This window comes from Enterobacter sp. NFIX58 (assembly GCF_900110475.1).
In the GTDB taxonomy this organism is placed as follows: domain Bacteria; phylum Pseudomonadota; class Gammaproteobacteria; order Enterobacterales; family Enterobacteriaceae; genus Enterobacter; species Enterobacter quasiroggenkampii.
In genome coordinates this window covers 1,507,988-1,525,940 of sequence record NZ_FODW01000001.1, presented here as the reverse complement: position 1 = coordinate 1,525,940, position 17,953 = coordinate 1,507,988, and the positions used below count along the sequence as shown (strand labels likewise).

The window sequence follows — 17,953 nt, the reverse complement described above, 5'->3', positions numbered from 1 at the left end:
TCAGCAAGTGTAATGCATAGGGTTAAATCGTGAAATGCGCGGGAATGTTAACGGCTGTTACGACCGCATCAGTTAATTTACGCAGCTGCTCCGGCGTAATGCTGTACGGCGGCATCAGGTAGATAAGCTTGCCGAAAGGCCGTACCCACACGCCCTGATCCACGAAGAAGCGCTGCAGCGCCGCCATATTCACCGGATGGGTGGTTTCAATGACCCCGATGGCACCCAGCACGCGCACGTCCGCCACGAAATTCGCGCCCGAGGCGGCGCTCAGCTCCGCTTTCAGCTGCGCTTCTATCGCCGCAACCTGCGTCTGCCACTCGCCGCTCTCCAGAATAGCAAGGCTTTCGCTTGCGACCGCGCAGGCCAGGGGGTTGCCCATAAACGTCGGGCCGTGCATAAAGCAGCCTGCTTCGCCGTCGCTGATGGTGTCGGCCACCTGGCGGGTCGTGAGCGTGGCGGAGAGCGTCATGGTGCCGCCCGTCAGCGCTTTGCCGAGGCACAGAATATCCGGGGCGATACCCGCATGTTCGCAGGCAAACAGCTTGCCGGTGCGGCCAAAGCCGGTGGCGATCTCATCGGCAATCAGCAGAATGCCCTCGCGGTCGCACATCCTGCGAATACGCCTCAACCATTCCGGATGGTACATCCGCATTCCGCCCGCGCCCTGCACGATCGGTTCAAGAATGACGGCAGCAATCTCGTGACGATGTGCTGCCATCAGCCGCGCGAAGCCGACCATGTCCATCTCGTTCCACTCGCCGTCGAAGCGGCTCTGCGGCGCAGGGGCGAACAGGTTTTCCGGCAGATACCCCTTCCACAGGCTGTGCATGGAGTTATCCGGATCGCACACCGACATCGCCCCGAAGGTATCCCCGTGATAGCCGTTGCGGAAGGTGAGGAAACGCTGGCGCGCTTCGCCCTTCGCATGCCAGTACTGCAGCGCCATTTTCATCGCCACTTCCACCGCCACGGAGCCGGAATCCGCCAGGAAGACGCACTCCAGCGATGCAGGCGTCATCGCCACCAGACGGCGGCATAAATCCACCGCGGGCTGATGGGTGATCCCGCCAAACATCACGTGCGACATCTGGTCAATCTGGGCCTTCATCGCCGCATTTAGGCGCGGGTGGTTGTACCCGTGAATCGCCGCCCACCAGGAGGACATCCCGTCAACGAGCCGCTCGCCGCTGGCGAGGTGCAGCTCGCAGCCGTGGGCGGAGGCCACCGGATAAACGGGAAGGGGGCGGGTCGTGGAGGTGTAAGGGTGCCAGATATGCTGCTTGTCGAAGGCGAGATCGTCCTGGGTCATAATCGACTTGTAAACCATTTTGAAAAGTTTTAGGTTTACGAGTATAAACCGAACCGAAAATTAACAAAACCCTTTGGAGAAGCCCGATGGCTCACCACGCACGCTGGACGATGTCGCAAGTTACTGAATTATTCAACAAACCTTTCCTTGAGCTGATGTTCGAAGCCCAACAGGTGCATCGCCAGCACTTCGATCCCCGCCATGTTCAGGTCAGCACGCTGCTGTCGATCAAGACCGGCGCCTGCCCTGAAGACTGCAAATATTGCCCGCAGAGTGCGCGCTACAAAACCGGTCTGGAGTCAGAGCGCCTGATGGAAGTGGAGCAGGTCCTCGACTCCGCGCGCAAGGCGAAAAACGCTGGCTCAACCCGCTTCTGCATGGGCGCGGCGTGGAAGAACCCGCACGATCGCGACATGCCGTATCTGGAGCAGATGGTGAAGGGCGTGAAGGAGATGGGCCTCGAAGCCTGCATGACCCTCGGTACGCTCAACGAAGAGCAGGCGCAGCGCCTCTCGGCCGCGGGGCTGGATTACTACAACCACAACCTCGACACCTCGCCGGAATTTTACGGCAATATCATCACCACGCGTACCTACCAGGAGCGTCTGGATACGCTGGATAAAGTACGTGATGCGGGGATCAAGGTCTGCTCCGGCGGCATCGTGGGCTTAGGCGAGACGGTGAAAGACCGCGCGGGCCTGCTGCTGCAGCTGGCGAACCTGCCGACCCCGCCGGAAAGCGTGCCGATCAACATGCTGGTGAAGGTCAAGGGCACGCCGCTGGCGGATAACGAGGACGTGGATGCGTTTGATTTTATCCGCACCATCGCGGTGGCGCGCATCATGATGCCGACCTCTTACGTTCGCCTCTCAGCGGGCCGCGAGCAGATGAACGAGCAGACCCAGGCGATGTGCTTTATGGCCGGGGCCAACTCCATCTTCTACGGCTGCAAGCTGCTGACCACGCCGAACCCGGAAGAGGACAAAGACGTTCAGCTGTTCCGCAAGCTGGGGCTGAACCCGCATCAGACCGAAGTCCTGACGGGCGATAACGAGCAACAGCAGCAGCTGGAGCAGCAGATTTTCAACGCCGACACCGACCAGTTCTACAACGCGGCAGCCGTATGACCTGGCAGGCACGGATCAACTCTGCGCTCGACGACCGTCGGGCGGCAGAGGCATTTCGCGTTCGCAGGGTGGTGGAAAACGGCGCGGGTCGTTTTCTTACCCGTGAAGGCCAGCGGTTCTGCAATTTCTCCAGCAACGACTATCTCGGACTGAGCCAGCATCCGGCCATAATCCGCGCCTGGCAGCAGGGCGCGGAGCGGTTTGGCGTGGGCAGCGGCGGATCGGGACACGTCAGCGGATACACCACGGCGCATCAGGCGCTGGAAGAGGAACTGGCTGACTGGCTCGGCTACCCGCGCGCGCTGCTGTTTATCTCCGGCTTTGCCGCCAATCAGGCGGTCATCACGGCCCTGATGGGGAAGGCGGACCGCATTGTCGCCGATCGCCTGAGCCACGCCTCCCTGCTGGAGGCGGCAAATTTAAGCCCGGCGCAGCTGCGGCGTTTTGCCCATAACGATGCGGGACAGCTTGCTGCGCTGCTGGATAAACCCTGCGAAGGACAACAGCTGGCGGTCACGGAAGGGGTGTTCAGCATGGACGGCGACAGCGCGCCGCTTGCCGCGCTGCACGAGGCCGCAAAGCGGCAGCATGCCTGGCTGCTGGTGGACGATGCCCACGGCACTGGCGTGATGGGCGACGAAGGGCGCGGGAGCGCGTATCAGCAAAACGTGAAGCCGGAACTGCTGATTGTCACCTTCGGCAAAGGCTTTGGCGTTAGTGGTGCCGCCGTACTGTGCAGCGAATCCGTCGCCGACTATCTGCTGCAGTTTGCCCGACACCTGATTTACAGCACCAGCATGCCTCCGGCGCAGGCCGTGGCGCTGTCGTCTTCGCTGGCAGTCATCCGCAGCGTGGAAGGGGATGAGCGTCGCCAGCGGCTGGCAGAGCATATCGCCCGCTTCCGTCAGGGACTCGCGGCGCTGCCCTTCCGCAGCACCGATTCGCAGAGCGCTATCCAGCCGGTGATTGTCGGTGAAAATGCCCGCGCGCTGGCCCTGGCACAGGCGCTGCGCCAGCGCGGCATGTGGGTGACCGCCATCCGCCCGCCCACCGTCCCACCGGGCACGGCGCGGCTGCGCTTAACCCTGACGGCGGCGCATGAACGACAGGATATTGAGACGTTGCTGGAGGCGCTCCATGATGCCGGTGAATAAGCAGGCCATCGCTGCCGCATTTGGCCGCGCCGCGCAGAGCTATTCGCAGCATGATGAGCTGCAGCGTCTGAGCGCGCAGGGGCTTCTGGCCGCCCTTGGCGAGAACCGTTTTCCCCAGGTGCTGGACGCCGGGTGTGGTCCCGGCAGCAACAGCCGCTACTGGCGCGGGGCAGGAAGCCAGGTGACGGCTATCGATCTCTCAGCCCAGATGCTGGAAGAGGCGCGCCAGCGGCAGGCTGCAGATCGTTATCTGCTGGCCGATATCGAGGCGATCCCGCTGGCGGACGCGCAGTTTGATCTGGTCTGGAGTCATCTGGCGGTTCAGTGGTGCAGCAGCCTGCCGCAGGCCTTGCGTGAGCTTTATCGCGTGGCGCGACCGGGCGGGAAGGTGGCGTTTACCACCCTGCTGGAAAGTTCGCTGCCGGAGCTGAATCAGGCCTGGCAGGCAGTCGATGAACAGCCGCACGCTAACCGGTTTTTATCGCATGATCAGGTGACGCAGGCGCTGGCAGGCTGGCGCGCTCGCAGCGTGGTGCAGACCATCACGCTCAATTTTAGCGATGCGTTCAGCGCCATGCGTTCGCTGAAGGGCATAGGCGCCACGCACCTGCATACCGGACGCGAGAAAAAACCGCTCACCCGCGGTCAGCTGCAGCGCCTTGAGCTGGCCTGGCCGCAGCAGCGGGGTCAATTCCCGCTCTCCTATCAACTTTTTCATGGGATTATCGAACGTGACTGAACGTTATTTTGTCACCGGCACGGACACAGAAGTGGGCAAAACGGTGGCCAGCTCGGCGCTGCTGCAGGCGGCACGGCTGCTCGGGAAAAACACTGCCGGGTATAAGCCCGTGGCGTCCGGCAGCGAGATGACGGCGGAAGGGTTACGCAACACCGACGCGCTGGCGCTCCAGCGTAACAGCACGCGTGAACTCGCCTATTCCGCGGTGAATCCGTACACCTTTGCCGAGCCGACCTCACCGCACATTATCAGCGCCGATGAAGGTAGTCCGATTGATTTCGCTGTGTTGTCTGCCGGACTGCGGACGCTGGAAAATCAGGCCGACTGGGTGCTGGTGGAAGGGGCTGGCGGCTGGTTTACGCCGCTTTCGGACACGCAGACGTTTGCTGACTGGGTGCAGGCCGAGCAGCTTCCGGTCATTCTTGTCGTCGGCGTCAAGCTGGGCTGCATCAATCACGCCATGTTGACGGCGCAGGCCATACAGCAGGCCGGGCTGCGTCTGGCGGGCTGGATAGCCAACGACGTGGTTGCGCCGGGTAAACGACACCTGGAGTATCTGGCGACGCTCAGGCGCGTCCTGCCCGCGCCGTGCCTCGGGGAGATCCCATGGCTTGCTGACGGCGCGGAAAATGCCGAAACAGGACGTTATCTCGATCTCAGCGTTTTGCTTCCCGCGACATCCAGTGAGCGATAAGCTCATCATCCAGTTCGTTAACGTGGCCCTGCGCCACGTTACGCCCGCGATAGAGCATACAGAAACGGTCCGCCACCCGGCGGATAAACGACAGCTGCTGCTCCGCTAACAGCACCGTCATTCCCAGCTCCCGGTTTAATCGCCCCAGCAGCTGCAACAGCTTCTGGGCAACGCTGTGCCCCGCGCCGTGCAGGGGTTCATCCAGGATCAGCAGGTGAGGGCGGTTTACCAGCGCATTAGCCAGCGCCAGCTGATACTGGTCGTCCGGAGAGAGCGTGTTGGCGCGGGTTTGCCGCACCCCATAGAGCGCCGGAAACAGGTCGTAAACGTCATTTTTCGCCTCCGGGTTAGGTTTCCCCGTCGCCCGCATGGCGATATGCAGGTTCTCCTCAATCGTTAGCTGAGAGAAGATCCGCCTGTCCTGCGAGACATAGCCAATCCCCGGCCCGGAGCGCTGTTCTGACGGCGGGTGGAGCAAATCACGCGGGGGCGCGCCCGCCTCATACCAGATGATGCTGCCGCTTTCGACGGGCACTTTCCCGGCGATGCAATTCATGAGGGTGGTTTTCCCCATGCCCGGCAGACCAACGACGCCTGTACACATCCCTTGCGGAAAATCTAAATCCACATTCCATAGCGTATGTTGACTTCCGTAAAACTGATTCACTGCACGCAGACTCAACATCTTTCTCTCCTTAAAAATGTGTGTAGGTGTGGCTCGTGGATGAATCTGCAAAACCCCTGCCATAAAGCGGAAAGTGGTTAAAAAAGCGACTTTTTTAGGAATAAGTCACAGAAGCGCGGCGGATAAAAACCGGGCTTGCACATCGACGGTGCTGGCGGTGGTGAGTTGTGGTGCAGAGCCCGAAAAGGTGAAAATGTGAGCAAGATCGCATCGGTTGGTTATGAATGACGCAACTGTTAATCAGCAAAAAATAGCTATAAAAATTTTTTGCCGCCGTCTCGTGGGAAAATCCGGGAATTTGCGGAGCGCCAGTCTGTATGGGCTGGAAGCAGTTATCCACTATTCCTGTGGATAACCATGTGCATTAGAGTTAGAAAACACGCGATAAGCGAGAGAAGACGCGGCTTACGCCCAAATTGACGCGAAACGCGGCTTTAGAAAATATCGTTTAGTTTTTAATTGCTTAGATAAAAGCAATTCCCGTCATGAAAGTGTCACCGGTTGCCACAAAACTATCATTACCTGGCTTGACAAATGTTAAAAAAGAAAAAGTTCTGGGGATAACCTGACCTGACTGGTGTTTTATGTTGTCACAGTCCAAATTTTGGTCGCTATCGCGCTAATCATTCAGGCGCTACTCTAAATATCCTGACATGCTACTGGTTTTTCATCCAGTGTTTTTTACTGGCATTCCTGGCAACAAGGAGTAAAATTACTCACCTGCCGCTTATAATGTCATCAGGTTGTCGCCCATGAGTAAACCGTTCAAATTGAATTCTGCTTTCCGTCCATCTGGCGATCAGCCTGAGGCGATCCGTCGTCTGGAAGAGGGACTGGAGGATGGGCTGGCGCACCAGACGCTGCTGGGGGTCACCGGCTCGGGTAAAACATTTACCATTGCCAACGTGATTGCGGATCTCCAGCGCCCAACGATGGTGCTGGCGCCCAATAAAACCCTGGCGGCGCAGCTTTACGGCGAGATGAAAGAGTTCTTCCCGGAAAACGCGGTGGAGTATTTCGTCTCCTACTACGATTACTACCAGCCTGAAGCCTATGTGCCGAGCTCTGACACCTTCATTGAGAAAGATGCCTCGGTGAACGAACACATCGAGCAGATGCGACTGTCGGCCACGAAGGCGCTTCTGGAGCGTCGTGATGTGATCGTCGTGGCCTCGGTTTCCGCGATCTACGGTCTGGGCGATCCGGATCTCTATCTCAAGATGATGTTGCACCTGACGCAGGGGATGATCATTGACCAGCGCGCGATTTTGCGTCGCCTGGCGGAGCTGCAGTACACCCGCAACGACCAGGCCTTCCAGCGCGGCACCTTCCGCGTGCGCGGTGAAGTGATCGACATCTTCCCGGCAGAATCGGACGATATGGCGCTGCGCGTCGAGCTGTTTGACGAAGAGGTTGAACGCCTGTCACTCTTCGACCCGCTGACCGGACACGTTGAGTCGGTGATCCAGCGCTTCACTATCTACCCGAAAACGCACTACGTGACGCCGCGCGAGCGTATCGTGCAGGCGATGGAAGAGATCAAAGTGGAGCTGGCCGAGCGCCGTAAGGTGCTGCTGGCGAACAATAAGCTGCTGGAAGAGCAGCGCCTGAGTCAGCGTACCCAGTTCGACCTGGAGATGATGAACGAGCTGGGCTACTGCTCCGGCATTGAAAACTACTCCCGCTTCCTCTCCGGGCGCGGGCCGGGGGAGCCGCCACCGACGCTGTTTGATTACCTTCCGGCCGACGGTTTGCTGGTGATCGACGAATCCCACGTCACGATCCCGCAGATCGGCGGGATGTACCGTGGCGACCGGGCGCGTAAGGAGACGCTGGTGGAGTACGGTTTCCGCCTGCCGTCAGCGCTGGATAACCGTCCGATGAAGTTTGAAGAGTTTGAGGCGCTGGCGCCGCAAACCATCTACGTCTCGGCCACGCCGGGCAACTATGAGCTGGAAAAATCGGGCGATGAGGTGGTTGACCAGGTGGTTCGTCCGACCGGGCTGCTGGATCCGGTTATCGAGGTGCGTCCGGTGGCCACGCAGGTGGACGACCTGCTCTCAGAGATCCGCGCCCGTTCCGCCATCAACGAGCGCGTGCTGGTGACCACGCTCACCAAGCGTATGGCGGAAGACCTGACCGAGTATCTTGAAGAGCACGGTGAGAAGGTGCGTTATCTGCACTCGGATATCGATACCGTGGAGCGCATGGAGATTATCCGCGACCTGCGTCTGGGCGAGTTTGACGTGCTGGTAGGGATTAACCTGCTGCGAGAAGGTCTCGATATGCCGGAGGTCTCGCTGGTGGCGATTCTGGATGCGGACAAAGAGGGCTTCCTGCGTTCCGAGCGTTCGCTGATTCAGACCATTGGCCGCGCCGCGCGTAACGTCAACGGTAAAGCGATTTTGTACGGTGACAAAATTACCCCGTCGATGGCGAAGGCGATTGGTGAGACGGAGCGCCGCCGCGAGAAACAGCAGCGTTACAACGAAGAACACGGCATTACCCCGCAGGGGCTGAACAAGAAGGTGGTGGATATTCTGGCGCTGGGTCAGAACATCGCCAAAACCAAAGCGAAAGGCCGCGGCAAGGCGCGTTCAGTGGTGGAAGAAGATACCGTCGTGCTGACGCCAAAAGCGCTGCAGCAGAAAATCCACGAGCTGGAAGGGCAGATGATGCAGCACGCGCAGAACCTGGAGTTCGAAGAGGCGGCTCAGATCCGCGACCAGCTTCATCAACTGCGAGATCTGTTTATCGCGGCGTCGTGAGTAAAGCGTTGTTTTCTCCCTCTCCCCGTGGGAGAGGGCCGGGGTGAGGGCATCAGGCCTCACTAAACGAATCTAACCCAACGCCTGAATCGCTTTCTCCAGCGCCTCGCGCAGCAGATGGCGGTCGTGGCGATACTTGATGTCTGAGGCCTCCAGCGGCTCCTGCACCACCAGGCGATCGCCGATACCGGATACATCCACCTTCGGCCCCACCACCACGCCGTCAATGATCTTCTTACCGACGTAATGCTCCATCAAATTGAGTTTATCCGACAGCGACAGGCTTGCGGCTGCCGGGCTCAGTTCACGCCCGAGGTTACCGATGTAAACCATTGGCGCCGGGGTGCGGCGCAGCGCCTGCGCCAGCTCTTTCACCAGCAGGATAGGCATCAGGCTGGTGTAAAAGCTGCCCGGGCCGATCAGAATTAAATCCGCGTCGCCAATTGCTTCTACGGCTTCACGCGTCGCCGGCACGCTCGGGTAAGTCATCAGCTCTTTGGGCGGCAGCAGAAGCTGGTCAATATTCACCTCGCCATAAACTTCATGCCCTTCGGCGTCGATGGCCATCAAGTCAACCGGTTGTTCAGACATGGGGATCAGGAATGCGTCCACTTTGAGCAGATTACGGATCAGATTGATGGCTTCGAGAGGCCTTACGCTCAGGTGATCCAGCGCCTTTAACATCAGATTTCCGAGGTTATGTCCGGAAAGTTCGCCATTGCCGCCAAAACGGTACTCAAACATCGCCGACGCGACGCTCGGCTCGGTAATTAACTGGTTCAGGCAGTTGCGCATATCGCCCCAGGCAATGCCGCCTTCGGCACGTCTGATCCGCCCGGTTGAGCCGCCGTTGTCGGTGGTGGTCACTATCCCTGTCAGCCTTGAGCCGAGTGACGACAACGAGGACATGACGCGGCCCAGGCCGTGGCCTCCGCCAAGAGCGACCACTCGGTCAAGATCCGCAAAAGTGCGATTGCGCATACGTATTCCTTATCACGTTCGATCGCGTAACAGTAACCTAACTACCCCTAAAAGACGATGCCTCACCCGATGCAAAATGACGTATATCAATGTGAAAGTGCGATTTTTAGGTATTCTGTAGCGAAAATGGGCGAATGATTCGCTATATACGTAATTATATAGCGAAAGCCGACAATGGCGCTGTCCGAATTTCCGCGCTACTATCGCCCTAACCACGTTTTCAACATTGAAAACATACACTCTAGCCCTTGTGCCTGTGTCGAAAGATATGGCGCTCTGGCCGTGGCGAATTTGCCACCAGGGTACAGAAAGAAATGACTGTGCCTCCCGTATCTGGAAAGGTGTACATGGCTTCACAACTTACTGATGCTTTCGCGCGTAAGTTTTATTACTTACGTCTGTCGATTACCGATGTGTGCAATTTCCGTTGCACCTACTGCCTGCCCGACGGCTACAAACCGGGCAGCGTCACCAATAACGGCTTTCTCTCCGTGGATGAAGTGCGCCGCGTCACGCGCGCCTTCTCTGAGCTCGGCACCGAAAAAGTGCGCCTTACCGGCGGTGAACCCTCGCTGCGCCGCGATTTCCCCGACATCATTGCCGCCGTGCGTGAAAACGAACGTATCCGCCAGATTGCGATGACGACCAATGGCTACCGTATGGCCCGCGACGTGGCCACCTGGCGCGATGCGGGCTTAACCGCCATCAACGTCAGCGTGGACAGTCTGGACGCCCGCCAGTTCCATGCCATTACCGGCCAGGATAAATTCCAGCAGGTCATGGACGGTATTGATGCAGCATTTGCGGCCGGCTTCGAAAAAGTCAAAGTCAACACGGTGCTGATGCGTGATGTAAACCATCACCAGCTCGATACCTTCCTGGCGTGGATCAAATCCCGTCCCATTCAGCTGCGTTTTATTGAGCTGATGGAAACCGGCGAGGGCAGCGAGCTGTTCCGCCGCCATCACATCTCCGGCATGGTGCTGCGCGACGAACTGCTCAGGCGCGGCTGGATCCACCAGATCCGCCAGCGCAGCGACGGTCCGGCACAGGTCTTCTGCCATCCTGATTATGAAGGCGAGATCGGGCTTATCATGCCTTACGAGAAAGACTTCTGTGCCAGCTGCAACCGCCTGCGCGTCTCTTCCGTGGGCAAACTCCATCTCTGCCTGTTCGGCGACGGCGGCGTGGACCTTCGCGATCTGCTGGAAGACGATGCGCAGCAGGACGCGCTTGAAGTGCGCATTTCTGAAGCTCTGACGCATAAAAAACAGACCCACTTCCTGCATCAGGGCAATACTGGCATTACTCAGAACCTGTCTTACATCGGCGGGTAACCAGTCTTAAGAAGGAATCAGAAGATGAGTCAGGTCAGCGCAGAATTTATCCCGACACGCATTGCGATCCTTACCGTTTCCGACCGCCGTGGCGAAGAGGATGATACCTCCGGCCACTGGCTGCGCGAGGCGGCCCATGACGCGGGGCATAACATTGTTGATAAAGCGATCGTGAAGGAGAACCGCTACGCCATTCGCGCGCAGGTCTCGCAGTGGATCGCCAGTGATGAGGTGCAGGTGGTGCTGATCACCGGCGGCACCGGCTTTACCGCGGGCGATCAGGCGCCTGAAGCGCTGCTCCCGCTGTTCGACCGCGAGGTGGAAGGCTTCGGCGAGGTGTTCCGCATGCTCTCCTTTGAAGAGATTGGCACCTCCACGCTGCAGTCGCGCGCCGTTGCCGGGGTGGCGAACAAAACCCTGATTTTCGCCATGCCGGGCTCGACGAAAGCCTGCCGCACCGCGTGGGAAAACATCATCGCCCCGCAGCTGGATGCCCGTACCCGTCCGTGTAATTTCCATCCCCATTTAAAGAAATAAGCTATGTCACAACTGACCCACATTAACGCCGCTGGCGAAGCGCATATGGTGGACGTCTCCGCCAAAGCGGAAACGGTGCGCGAGGCGCGCGCGGAAGCGTTCGTCACCATGCTGCCGGAAACGCTGGCAATGATTATCGACGGCAGCCATCACAAGGGTGATGTCTTTGCGACCGCGCGCATCGCGGGTATTCAGGCCGCCAAGCGCACCTGGGATCTCATCCCGCTGTGCCATCCGCTGATGCTGAGCAAGGTGGAGGTGAACCTGCAGGCCCAGCCGGAGCACAATCGCGTGCGGATTGAATCGCTGTGCCGCTTAACCGGCAAAACCGGCGTGGAGATGGAGGCATTGACGGCGGCCTCCGTTGCCGCGCTGACCATCTACGACATGTGCAAAGCGGTGCAGAAAGATATGGTGATTGGCCCGGTTCGCCTGCTGGCAAAAAGCGGTGGCAAATCCGGTGATTTTAAGGTGGACAGCCATGATTAAGGTGCTCTTTTTTGCGCAGGTGCGCGAGCTGGTAAATACCGACAGCCTGACGCTGGATGCCTCTTTTGAAAACGTTGCGGCTCTACGCGCGCATCTGGCGGCACAAAGCGACCGCTGGACGCTGGCGCTGGATGAAGGCAAGCTGCTGGCCGCCGTTAACCAGACGCTGGTGGAGCTTACCCATCCGCTGAAGGCCGGGGATGAAGTGGCCTTCTTCCCGCCGGTAACGGGGGGCTAAGATGGCTGAAACCCGCATTCTGGTGAGCCCCGGGCGTTTTAACGTGGGGACCGAATACAGCTGGCTGGCGGAACGCGATGAAGACGGCGCGGTCGTGACCTTTACCGGCAAGGTGCGCAACCACAACCTTGGTGACAGCGTGAAGGCGCTGACGCTGGAGCATTATCCCGGCATGACGGAAAAATCGTTGGCGGAGATTGTGGACGAGGCGCGAGGCCGCTGGCCGCTCGGGCGCGTCACGGTGATTCACCGCATCGGCGAGATGTGGCCTGGCGAGGAGATTGTCTTTGTCGGGGTGACCAGCGCCCACCGCGGCAGCGCGTTTGCGGCAGGGGAGTTCATTATGGATTACCTCAAAACCAAAGCGCCGTTCTGGAAGCGCGAAGCCACGCCGGAGGGCGATCGCTGGGTAGAATCTCGCGATAGCGATAAACAGGCCGCCAGCCGTTGGTAGTCGGTTTACGTGGATGTGTTACTCTTAACGAGTGTGTCTACTTAATCTTAATCAGGAGTGAATCATGGACCGATTTCCGCGTTCCGATTCAATAGTACAGCAGACCCGTAGCGGCCTGCAGACGTATATGGCTCAGGTGTACGGCTGGATGACGGTTGGCCTGCTGCTTACCGCGTTTATCGCGTGGTATGCGGCGAATACGCCGGAGCTGATGATGTTTATCTTCTCCAGCAAAATCACCTTCTTTGGGCTGATTATCGCGCAGCTGGCGCTGGTGTTTGTGCTTTCGGGTCTGGTACACAAGCTGAGTGCCGGCATGGCAACGACCCTGTTTATGCTCTATTCGGCGCTAACGGGGCTGACGCTTTCCAGCATCTTTATCGTTTACACCTACTCATCCATTGCCAGCACCTTCGTGGTCACCGGCGGGATGTTCGGTGCGATGAGCCTGTACGGTTACACCACGAAGCGCGATCTGAGCGGCTTCGGCAGTATGCTGTTTATGGGGCTGATCGGGATTGTGCTGGCGTCGCTGGTGAACCTGTGGCTGAAGAGCGAAGCGCTGATGTGGGCCGTGACCTACATCGGGGTGGTGATCTTCGTTGGATTGACGGCGTATGACACGCAGAAGCTGAAAAACATCGGCGAGCAGATCGACGTGCGCGACAGTTCAAACCTACGCAAATACTCGATTCTGGGCGCGCTGACGCTCTATCTGGACTTCATCAACCTGTTCCTGATGTTGCTGCGAATTCTTGGCAACCGTCGTTAAGATTGCTTTGCCGGGTGGCGGTTTCGCCTTACCCGGCCTACGAAGCGCGAACCGTAGGTCGGGTAAGGCGAAGCCGCCACCCGACTTATTCACTTCGCTAGCATCCTCTCATTCTTCGCCCGCAGCTTTTTCGCCCGACTTTCCAGCACCAGATAGCAGATCGTTGCCAGCGCCAGCGGCAGGAAGTAATACAGCATGCGGTACGCCAGCAGGGCGGCGATAATCGTTCCCTGAGAAACATGCTCCCCGGCCAGCAGGGCAATAAACACCGCCTCCAGCACGCCGATCCCCGCCGGAATATGCACAATCACCCCGGCAATACTGCTCACCAGCAGCACGCCCAGCACGAAGAAGTAGTTTACGTCCTCGCCGATCAGCAGCCAGATGATGGCTCCCATCGCCATCCAGTTGGCGCTGGAAACCGCCATCTGCAGCACCGCAAACTTCCACGAGGGCAGGACCAGCTTTTGCCCTTTGATGGTCATATGACGGCGTCTGGCAAAGGCGCAGGCCCACAGATAAACGGCGATAATCAACAGCAGTACGATGCCCAGAATCCGCAGCGTGGCCTCATCGATATACCAGTGCGCGGGCAACTGCACCACGCCGATGGTGAAGATCACCCCGCCGAGCAGAATATAGCCCAGCCAGTTGGTGGTAATGCTCAGGGAAAAAATGCGCGTGATGGTCCCGCCCGGCAGGCCGAGCCGCGAGTAGAGGCGATAGCGCATGCCAATCCCCCCGACCCAGGTGCTCAGCGTCAGGTTAAAGGCGTAGCAGATAAACGACACCAGCATTACCTGACGTTTGGCCAGCTTGTGGCCGCAGTAGGCCCGACCCAGCAGGTCATAGCAGCCGTACATCAGGTAGCTTACGATAACCAGCCCCGTCGCGCCCAGCAGCACCATCCGGTTATAGTTGCGGATAACCTTCCACACCTCTTCCCAGTCCACTTTCTGCGCGTAGACCACCAGCAGCACCGCGACGGCAATAAAGAATACCCAGGTGAGGATCTTTTTTGCCAGATGCCAGCGTGGATGCGATTTCGACATCAGGGTTTGCCTCCGTCTTCCGCTTCTATGCGGTCCTGGGTTTCCATTTCGGGTTGTACCGGCGGGTCCACCTGCGCCAGCTTCGGCGTATGCGCCGGCAGCCAGCCGACCATCGCCGGGAAATGCCGTAGAAAGTGGAACACCACCACGCTGATGCCCAGGTTCCACCAGGTGCGTTTGGGGACCATGGACTCATCCACGCGCACGCAGTCGTTAACGATCAACGCCTGCAGGTTATCCCGCAGGGTCTGATTAAACTGGCGATCGTGAATGATCAGGTTGGCTTCAAGATTCAGCGACAGGCTCAGCGGATCGAGGTTGCTGGAGCCCACAGTGGCCCAGTGATCGTCCATCAGCGCGACTTTGCCGTGCAGCGGCCGACGGCGGTATTCGTAGATCTGGACGCCGCCCTTCACCAGGTAGTTATACAGCAGCCGCGCCCCGACTTTGACGATCGGCATATCCGGCTCGCCCTGCACGATCAGCTTCACGCGCACGCCGCGACGGGCAGCATTGCGCATGGCATGCAGCAGTCGATAGCCCGGGAAGAAGTAGGCGTTAGCGATAATCACTTCGCGCTTGGCGTTGGCGAGCATCTTAAGGTAGTGACGTTCAATATCGTCCCGGTGCTCGCCGTTGTCGCGCCAGACGAAAAGCGCCTGCGCTTCACCGGGCTTCCGGTTCTCTTCCGGGCGATGGCGACGTCGCCACCAGCGGCGAACGGCCTCTTTCCCCGGTAGGTTCTCCAGCTCAAACAGCAAAATGTCCTGCACCACCGGGCCTTCAATGCGAATGGCGTAATCCTGCTTCGCTTCCGGGCCGTAGTCGGACATATGCTCAGCGGAGTAGTTAATGCCGCCGACAAACGCCACCGTCTCATCCACCACCACAATTTTGCGATGCATCCGGCGGAAAAGGTTGGTACGCATGCCGAACAGGCGAGGGCCGGGATCGTAGTAGCGGAACACCACCCCCGCGGCGGTCAGTTCATTGACGAACGCATCGCTGAGGTCCGGCGAGCCGTAGCCATCCAGCAGCACTTCAATTTTGACGCCGCGCTGGGCGGCGCGCAGCAGCACGCTGTGCAGCTGCTTGCCGACGTTGTCTTCGAACCAGATGAAAGTTTCGAGGATCACCTTCTGCTGGGCGTGATCAATCGCCTTAAAGACGGCCGGGTAATACTCGTCCCCGTTGACCAGCAGCGTGATCCGGTTGCCTTCCTGCCAGGAACATTTCATAGGTGGATCTCCGCGCTGAGCGGGGCATGGTCGGAAAGATGCCGCCAGTTAAGGAGCGCCAGGGCGGTCGGGCTACTGGCATGGGCATTTTTTACGTAGATGCGGTCAAGCCGCAGCAGCGGGAAACGAACCGGGAACGTGCGCGCAGGCCTGCCGTTCGCCCGGGTGAAAATTTCCTCCAGCCCGGCTTCCACCTTCAGGGGGTGGTTTGCCCGCTGGCGCCAGTCGTTGAAATCGCCTGCCACGACAACAGGTTCGCCGTCAGGCAGCGCGTTGGCCCATCCGGCCAACATTTTCAGCTGTGCCTGACGATGGGCTTCGCGCAGGCCCAGGTGAACGCAGCCGACGTGGATGGGCAGCTCAAGGTCGGGCGGGGTAATACGGCAGTAAAGCAGGCCGCGTTTTTCGCTCTCCCCGACGGAAACGTCGCGGTTTTCGTAATGTTCAATGGGGTAGCGGGACAGCACCGCGTTGCCGTGATGACCTTCCGGATAGACCGCGTTGCGGCCGTAGGCATAATCACTCCACATGGTGTCGGCCAGAAATTCATAGTGCGGCGTGTCGGGCCAGTTCTCAAAGTGAAGCGGATGCACTTCGTGTGCGCCCATCACCTCCTGCAGGCAGACAATATCCGCGCTGACGGTGCGCACCGCGTCGCGCAGCTCCGGTAAAATGAAGCGGCGGTTAAATGCTGTGAAGCCTTTATGAATGTTTATCGTCAGCACTTTAAGCGAGAAATGCTGCATTTTTTTCGTCATAAGCTCCTTCCTGAGTGACTATCCCAATGAAAATAAAGTGTAGTCGGCGTCACAAAAAGATGCGGCGTTACGGAATTTTCCGTAAAGTGCGGTAGTCTGATTAAGCAGAGAAAAATCCTTCAGGAGAGAAGCCATGAAGTGGCAACAACGTGTTCGTGTCGCAACTGGCCTGAGTTGCTGGCAGATAATGTTGCATTTACTGGTCGTGGCCGTACTGGTGATGGGCTGGATGAGCGGCACGCTGGTGCGTGTTGGCCTGGGGCTATGCGTCCTTTACGGCGTCACCGTGCTGTCGATGCTGTTCTTACAGCGCCACCATGAAGCGCGCTGGCGTGAGGTGGGTGATGTGCTCGAAGAGCTCACCACCACCTGGTACTTTGGTGCAGCGATGATTGTCCTGTGGCTGCTGTCACGCGTCCTGCAAAACAACCTGCTGCTGGCCCTGGCGGGTCTGGCTATCCTCGCAGGGCCTGCGGTGGTCTCGTTGCTGACCAAAGAGAAAAAGCTACGCGATGTTGCGTCTAAACATCGCATAGGCCACTGAGCCCGTCGTGGCCGCGATGACCAGTAGCGGCCACAAACTTCCCCAGACAATATCCAGACTCGCATCCTTCAGATAGATCTGCTTGGTGATATCCGTAAAGTGTCGTATCGGGTTTATCCACGTCAGATCCTGGAGCCACACCGGCATATTCTCGACGGGTGAGACGTACCCCGAGAGCAGGATCGCGGGCATCATAAAGACGAATACCCCGATAAACGCCTGCTGCTGCGTCGAGCAGAGTGCGGAAATCAGCAGCCCAAACCCCACCAGCGACAGCCCGTAAATCACCATCGTGAAGTAAAACAGCGCCAGCGATCCGGCGAACGGGATCTGGTAGGCCCAAATTCCCACCCCCAGCACGATGGTGGCCTGGAAGGTCGCGACAATCAGCGCCGGCACCGCTTTGCCGACGAAAATTTGCCAGGTGGCGAGCGGGGAGACCAGCAGCTGATCCAGCGTGCCCTGTTCGCGCTCGCGGGCGACGGAGAGGGAGGTGACGATCATCACCCCGATGGTGGTGATCATGGCGATCAGCGACGGCACCACAAACCACTTGTAGTCCAGATTCGGGTTATACCAGTTGCGCACCACCAGTTCGCTGTTGTTGGGCTTCGGTTTGCCGTCCATCAACTCCTGCTGGTAATCCTTCACGACTTGCTGCAGATAGTTGGCCGCGATCTGGGCGCTGTTGGAGTTGCGTCCGTCGAGGATCAGCTGCAGCGGCGCGGTCTGGAAGGTATCCAGATTGCGGGAAAAATCTGCCGGGAACCGCACCAGCAGCAGCGCTTTTTGCGTGTCGATGGTAGGCTGGATCTCCTGCGGGCTTTTCAGCAGCAGGATGTGGGTAAAGGCTTTCGCGCGGGCAAAACGCTGCGTCAGCTCAACGGCGTGTTTGCCGTTGTCTTCGTTGTAAATGGCGATGGTGGCGTTGGTCACCTCCAGCGTGGCGGCAAACGGGAACAGTAAAACCTGGATCAGCACCGGCAACACCAGAATGGCGCGGGTTTGCGGCTCGCGCAGCAGGGATTGCAGCTCTTTGCGTATTAACGTCCATAAACGGTGAAACATGCGCGC

General features: G+C 58.8%; 19 protein-coding genes and 1 riboswitch. Of the genes, 12 read left to right on the top strand and 7 right to left on the bottom strand.

Translation table 11 applies throughout. The features are described from left to right. Positions 1-22: 22 nt before the first annotated feature. Positions 23-1,330, bottom strand: coding sequence for an adenosylmethionine--8-amino-7-oxononanoate transaminase (gene bioA / locus BMW97_RS07495; RefSeq protein ID WP_052714373.1), 1,308 nt, complete (start codon positions 1,328-1,330; stop codon positions 23-25). A gap of 68 nt (positions 1,331-1,398) precedes the next feature. Here bioA and bioB point away from each other — a divergent pair, with 68 nt between their 5' ends. Genes bioB through bioD form a run of 4 tightly spaced genes read left to right on the top strand, consistent with a single transcriptional unit; the run spans position 1,399 to position 5,026 of the window. Continuing rightward, the gene (gene bioB / locus BMW97_RS07490; protein ID WP_008501133.1) at positions 1,399-2,439 is read left to right on the top strand and encodes a biotin synthase BioB; all 1,041 of its coding nucleotides are present in this window, start codon (positions 1,399-1,401) and stop codon (positions 2,437-2,439) included. Next, positions 2,436-3,593, top strand: a complete 1,158-nt coding sequence (gene bioF, locus BMW97_RS07485; protein WP_045909480.1) for an 8-amino-7-oxononanoate synthase — start codon at positions 2,436-2,438, stop codon at positions 3,591-3,593. The genes bioB and bioF overlap by 4 nt, the downstream gene beginning before the upstream one ends. After that, positions 3,577-4,332, top strand: coding sequence for a malonyl-ACP O-methyltransferase BioC (gene bioC, locus BMW97_RS07480; protein ID WP_045909481.1), 756 nt, complete (start codon positions 3,577-3,579; stop codon positions 4,330-4,332). The genes bioF and bioC overlap by 17 nt, the downstream gene beginning before the upstream one ends. Next, entirely contained in the window at positions 4,325-5,026 is a 702-nt protein-coding gene (gene bioD / locus BMW97_RS07475; RefSeq protein WP_090392626.1) for a dethiobiotin synthase, read from the top strand. Before bioC ends, bioD begins: the two co-directional genes overlap by 8 nt. Here bioD and BMW97_RS07470 read toward each other — a convergent pair. Next, positions 4,989-5,711, bottom strand: a complete 723-nt coding sequence (locus BMW97_RS07470; protein WP_045909483.1) for an ABC transporter ATP-binding protein — start codon at positions 5,709-5,711, stop codon at positions 4,989-4,991. The two genes, bioD and BMW97_RS07470, sit on opposite strands and share 38 nt — an antisense overlap. 752 nt (positions 5,712-6,463) lie before the next feature. Between BMW97_RS07470 and uvrB the strand changes: the two genes are divergently transcribed. Next, a complete protein-coding gene (gene uvrB / locus BMW97_RS07465; protein WP_045909484.1) occupies positions 6,464-8,479 on the top strand; it encodes an excinuclease ABC subunit UvrB in 2,016 nt (671 codons plus the stop codon). A 72-nt stretch (positions 8,480-8,551) separates the two neighbouring features. On the opposite strand, the gene yvcK is transcribed toward uvrB, so the two are convergent. After that, positions 8,552-9,460 carry a uridine diphosphate-N-acetylglucosamine-binding protein YvcK gene (yvcK, locus tag BMW97_RS07460; RefSeq protein ID WP_045909485.1) on the bottom strand — a complete coding sequence of 303 codons (909 nt, stop codon included), beginning with the start codon at positions 9,458-9,460 and terminating at the stop codon, positions 8,552-8,554. Positions 9,461-9,685: 225 nt separating this feature from the next. Then, positions 9,686-9,820, top strand: a riboswitch (molybdenum cofactor riboswitch). Between yvcK and moaA the strand changes: the two genes are divergently transcribed. The 6 genes from moaA to BMW97_RS07430 all read left to right on the top strand — a co-directional run bounded on the left by moaA (position 9,808) and on the right by BMW97_RS07430 (position 13,287). Next, positions 9,808-10,797 carry a GTP 3',8-cyclase MoaA gene (gene moaA / locus BMW97_RS07455; protein ID WP_045909486.1) on the top strand — a complete coding sequence of 330 codons (990 nt, stop codon included), beginning with the start codon at positions 9,808-9,810 and terminating at the stop codon, positions 10,795-10,797. (Overlaps the previous riboswitch by 13 nt.) 24 nt (positions 10,798-10,821) lie before the next feature. Continuing rightward, positions 10,822-11,334 carry a molybdenum cofactor biosynthesis protein B gene (gene moaB / locus BMW97_RS07450; protein ID WP_045403780.1) on the top strand — a complete coding sequence of 171 codons (513 nt, stop codon included), beginning with the start codon at positions 10,822-10,824 and terminating at the stop codon, positions 11,332-11,334. Positions 11,335-11,337: 3 nt separating this feature from the next. Next, positions 11,338-11,823 (top strand): cyclic pyranopterin monophosphate synthase MoaC, encoded by a 486-nt coding sequence (moaC, locus tag BMW97_RS07445; protein WP_008501142.1) that lies wholly within the window; start codon positions 11,338-11,340, stop codon positions 11,821-11,823. Then, a complete protein-coding gene (gene moaD / locus BMW97_RS07440) occupies positions 11,816-12,061 on the top strand; it encodes a molybdopterin synthase sulfur carrier subunit (RefSeq protein ID WP_045909487.1) in 246 nt (81 codons plus the stop codon). The genes moaC and moaD overlap by 8 nt, the downstream gene beginning before the upstream one ends. A gap of 1 nt (position 12,062) precedes the next feature. After that, positions 12,063-12,515: a molybdopterin synthase catalytic subunit MoaE gene (gene moaE, locus BMW97_RS07435; protein ID WP_045909488.1), complete on the top strand. Its 453-nt coding sequence runs from the start codon at positions 12,063-12,065 to the stop codon at positions 12,513-12,515. A gap of 64 nt (positions 12,516-12,579) precedes the next feature. Beyond that, positions 12,580-13,287 carry a Bax inhibitor-1/YccA family protein gene (locus BMW97_RS07430; protein ID WP_045909489.1) on the top strand — a complete coding sequence of 236 codons (708 nt, stop codon included), beginning with the start codon at positions 12,580-12,582 and terminating at the stop codon, positions 13,285-13,287. 89 nt (positions 13,288-13,376) lie between these two features. On the opposite strand, the gene BMW97_RS07425 is transcribed toward BMW97_RS07430, so the two are convergent. The 3 genes from BMW97_RS07425 to BMW97_RS07415 are packed head-to-tail and all read right to left on the bottom strand — an operon-like array spanning position 13,377 to position 16,335. Continuing rightward, complete coding sequence (locus tag BMW97_RS07425; RefSeq protein WP_045909490.1) at positions 13,377-14,339, bottom strand: lysylphosphatidylglycerol synthase domain-containing protein; 963 nt, start codon at positions 14,337-14,339, stop codon at positions 13,377-13,379. After that, positions 14,339-15,577, bottom strand: a complete 1,239-nt coding sequence (gene clsB / locus BMW97_RS07420; RefSeq protein WP_045909491.1) for a cardiolipin synthase ClsB — start codon at positions 15,575-15,577, stop codon at positions 14,339-14,341. Before clsB ends, BMW97_RS07425 begins: the two co-directional genes overlap by 1 nt. Beyond that, positions 15,574-16,335, bottom strand: coding sequence for an endonuclease/exonuclease/phosphatase family protein (locus tag BMW97_RS07415; RefSeq protein ID WP_045909492.1), 762 nt, complete (start codon positions 16,333-16,335; stop codon positions 15,574-15,576). Before BMW97_RS07415 ends, clsB begins: the two co-directional genes overlap by 4 nt. Before the next feature lie 133 nt (positions 16,336-16,468). Between BMW97_RS07415 and BMW97_RS07410 the strand changes: the two genes are divergently transcribed. Then, positions 16,469-16,879, top strand: a complete 411-nt coding sequence (locus BMW97_RS07410) for a YbhQ family protein (RefSeq protein WP_045909493.1) — start codon at positions 16,469-16,471, stop codon at positions 16,877-16,879. Here the strand turns inward: BMW97_RS07410 and BMW97_RS07405 are convergent. After that, positions 16,841-17,947, bottom strand: coding sequence for an ABC transporter permease (locus tag BMW97_RS07405; protein ID WP_045909494.1), 1,107 nt, complete (start codon positions 17,945-17,947; stop codon positions 16,841-16,843). The two genes, BMW97_RS07410 and BMW97_RS07405, sit on opposite strands and share 39 nt — an antisense overlap. Between the last annotated feature and the right edge of the window lie 6 nt (positions 17,948-17,953).

Excerpts from the sequence above, each read along its gene's own strand:
- clsB (WP_045909491.1), bottom strand. The coding sequence starts at position 15,577 with ATGAAATGTTCCTGGCAGGAAGGCAACCGGATCACGCTGCTGGTCAAC.
- BMW97_RS07415 (WP_045909492.1), bottom strand. The coding sequence starts at position 16,335 with ATGACGAAAAAAATGCAGCATTTCTCGCTTAAAGTGCTGACGATAAAC.
- moaC (WP_008501142.1), top strand. The coding sequence starts at position 11,338 with ATGTCACAACTGACCCACATTAACGCCGCTGGCGAAGCGCATATGGTG.
- yvcK (WP_045909485.1), bottom strand. The coding sequence starts at position 9,460 with ATGCGCAATCGCACTTTTGCGGATCTTGACCGAGTGGTCGCTCTTGGC.
- moaD (WP_045909487.1), top strand. The coding sequence starts at position 11,816 with ATGATTAAGGTGCTCTTTTTTGCGCAGGTGCGCGAGCTGGTAAATACC.
- moaA (WP_045909486.1), top strand. The coding sequence starts at position 9,808 with ATGGCTTCACAACTTACTGATGCTTTCGCGCGTAAGTTTTATTACTTA.
- bioC (WP_045909481.1), top strand. The coding sequence starts at position 3,577 with ATGATGCCGGTGAATAAGCAGGCCATCGCTGCCGCATTTGGCCGCGCC.
- bioB (WP_008501133.1), top strand. The coding sequence starts at position 1,399 with ATGGCTCACCACGCACGCTGGACGATGTCGCAAGTTACTGAATTATTC.
- BMW97_RS07470 (WP_045909483.1), bottom strand. The coding sequence starts at position 5,711 with ATGTTGAGTCTGCGTGCAGTGAATCAGTTTTACGGAAGTCAACATACG.
- BMW97_RS07410 (WP_045909493.1), top strand. The coding sequence starts at position 16,469 with ATGAAGTGGCAACAACGTGTTCGTGTCGCAACTGGCCTGAGTTGCTGG.
- moaE (WP_045909488.1), top strand. The coding sequence starts at position 12,063 with ATGGCTGAAACCCGCATTCTGGTGAGCCCCGGGCGTTTTAACGTGGGG.
- BMW97_RS07405 (WP_045909494.1), bottom strand. The coding sequence starts at position 17,947 with ATGTTTCACCGTTTATGGACGTTAATACGCAAAGAGCTGCAATCCCTG.
- uvrB (WP_045909484.1), top strand. The coding sequence starts at position 6,464 with ATGAGTAAACCGTTCAAATTGAATTCTGCTTTCCGTCCATCTGGCGAT.
- bioF (WP_045909480.1), top strand. The coding sequence starts at position 2,436 with ATGACCTGGCAGGCACGGATCAACTCTGCGCTCGACGACCGTCGGGCG.
- moaB (WP_045403780.1), top strand. The coding sequence starts at position 10,822 with ATGAGTCAGGTCAGCGCAGAATTTATCCCGACACGCATTGCGATCCTT.
- bioA (WP_052714373.1), bottom strand. The coding sequence starts at position 1,330 with ATGGTTTACAAGTCGATTATGACCCAGGACGATCTCGCCTTCGACAAG.
- BMW97_RS07430 (WP_045909489.1), top strand. The coding sequence starts at position 12,580 with ATGGACCGATTTCCGCGTTCCGATTCAATAGTACAGCAGACCCGTAGC.
- BMW97_RS07425 (WP_045909490.1), bottom strand. The coding sequence starts at position 14,339 with ATGTCGAAATCGCATCCACGCTGGCATCTGGCAAAAAAGATCCTCACC.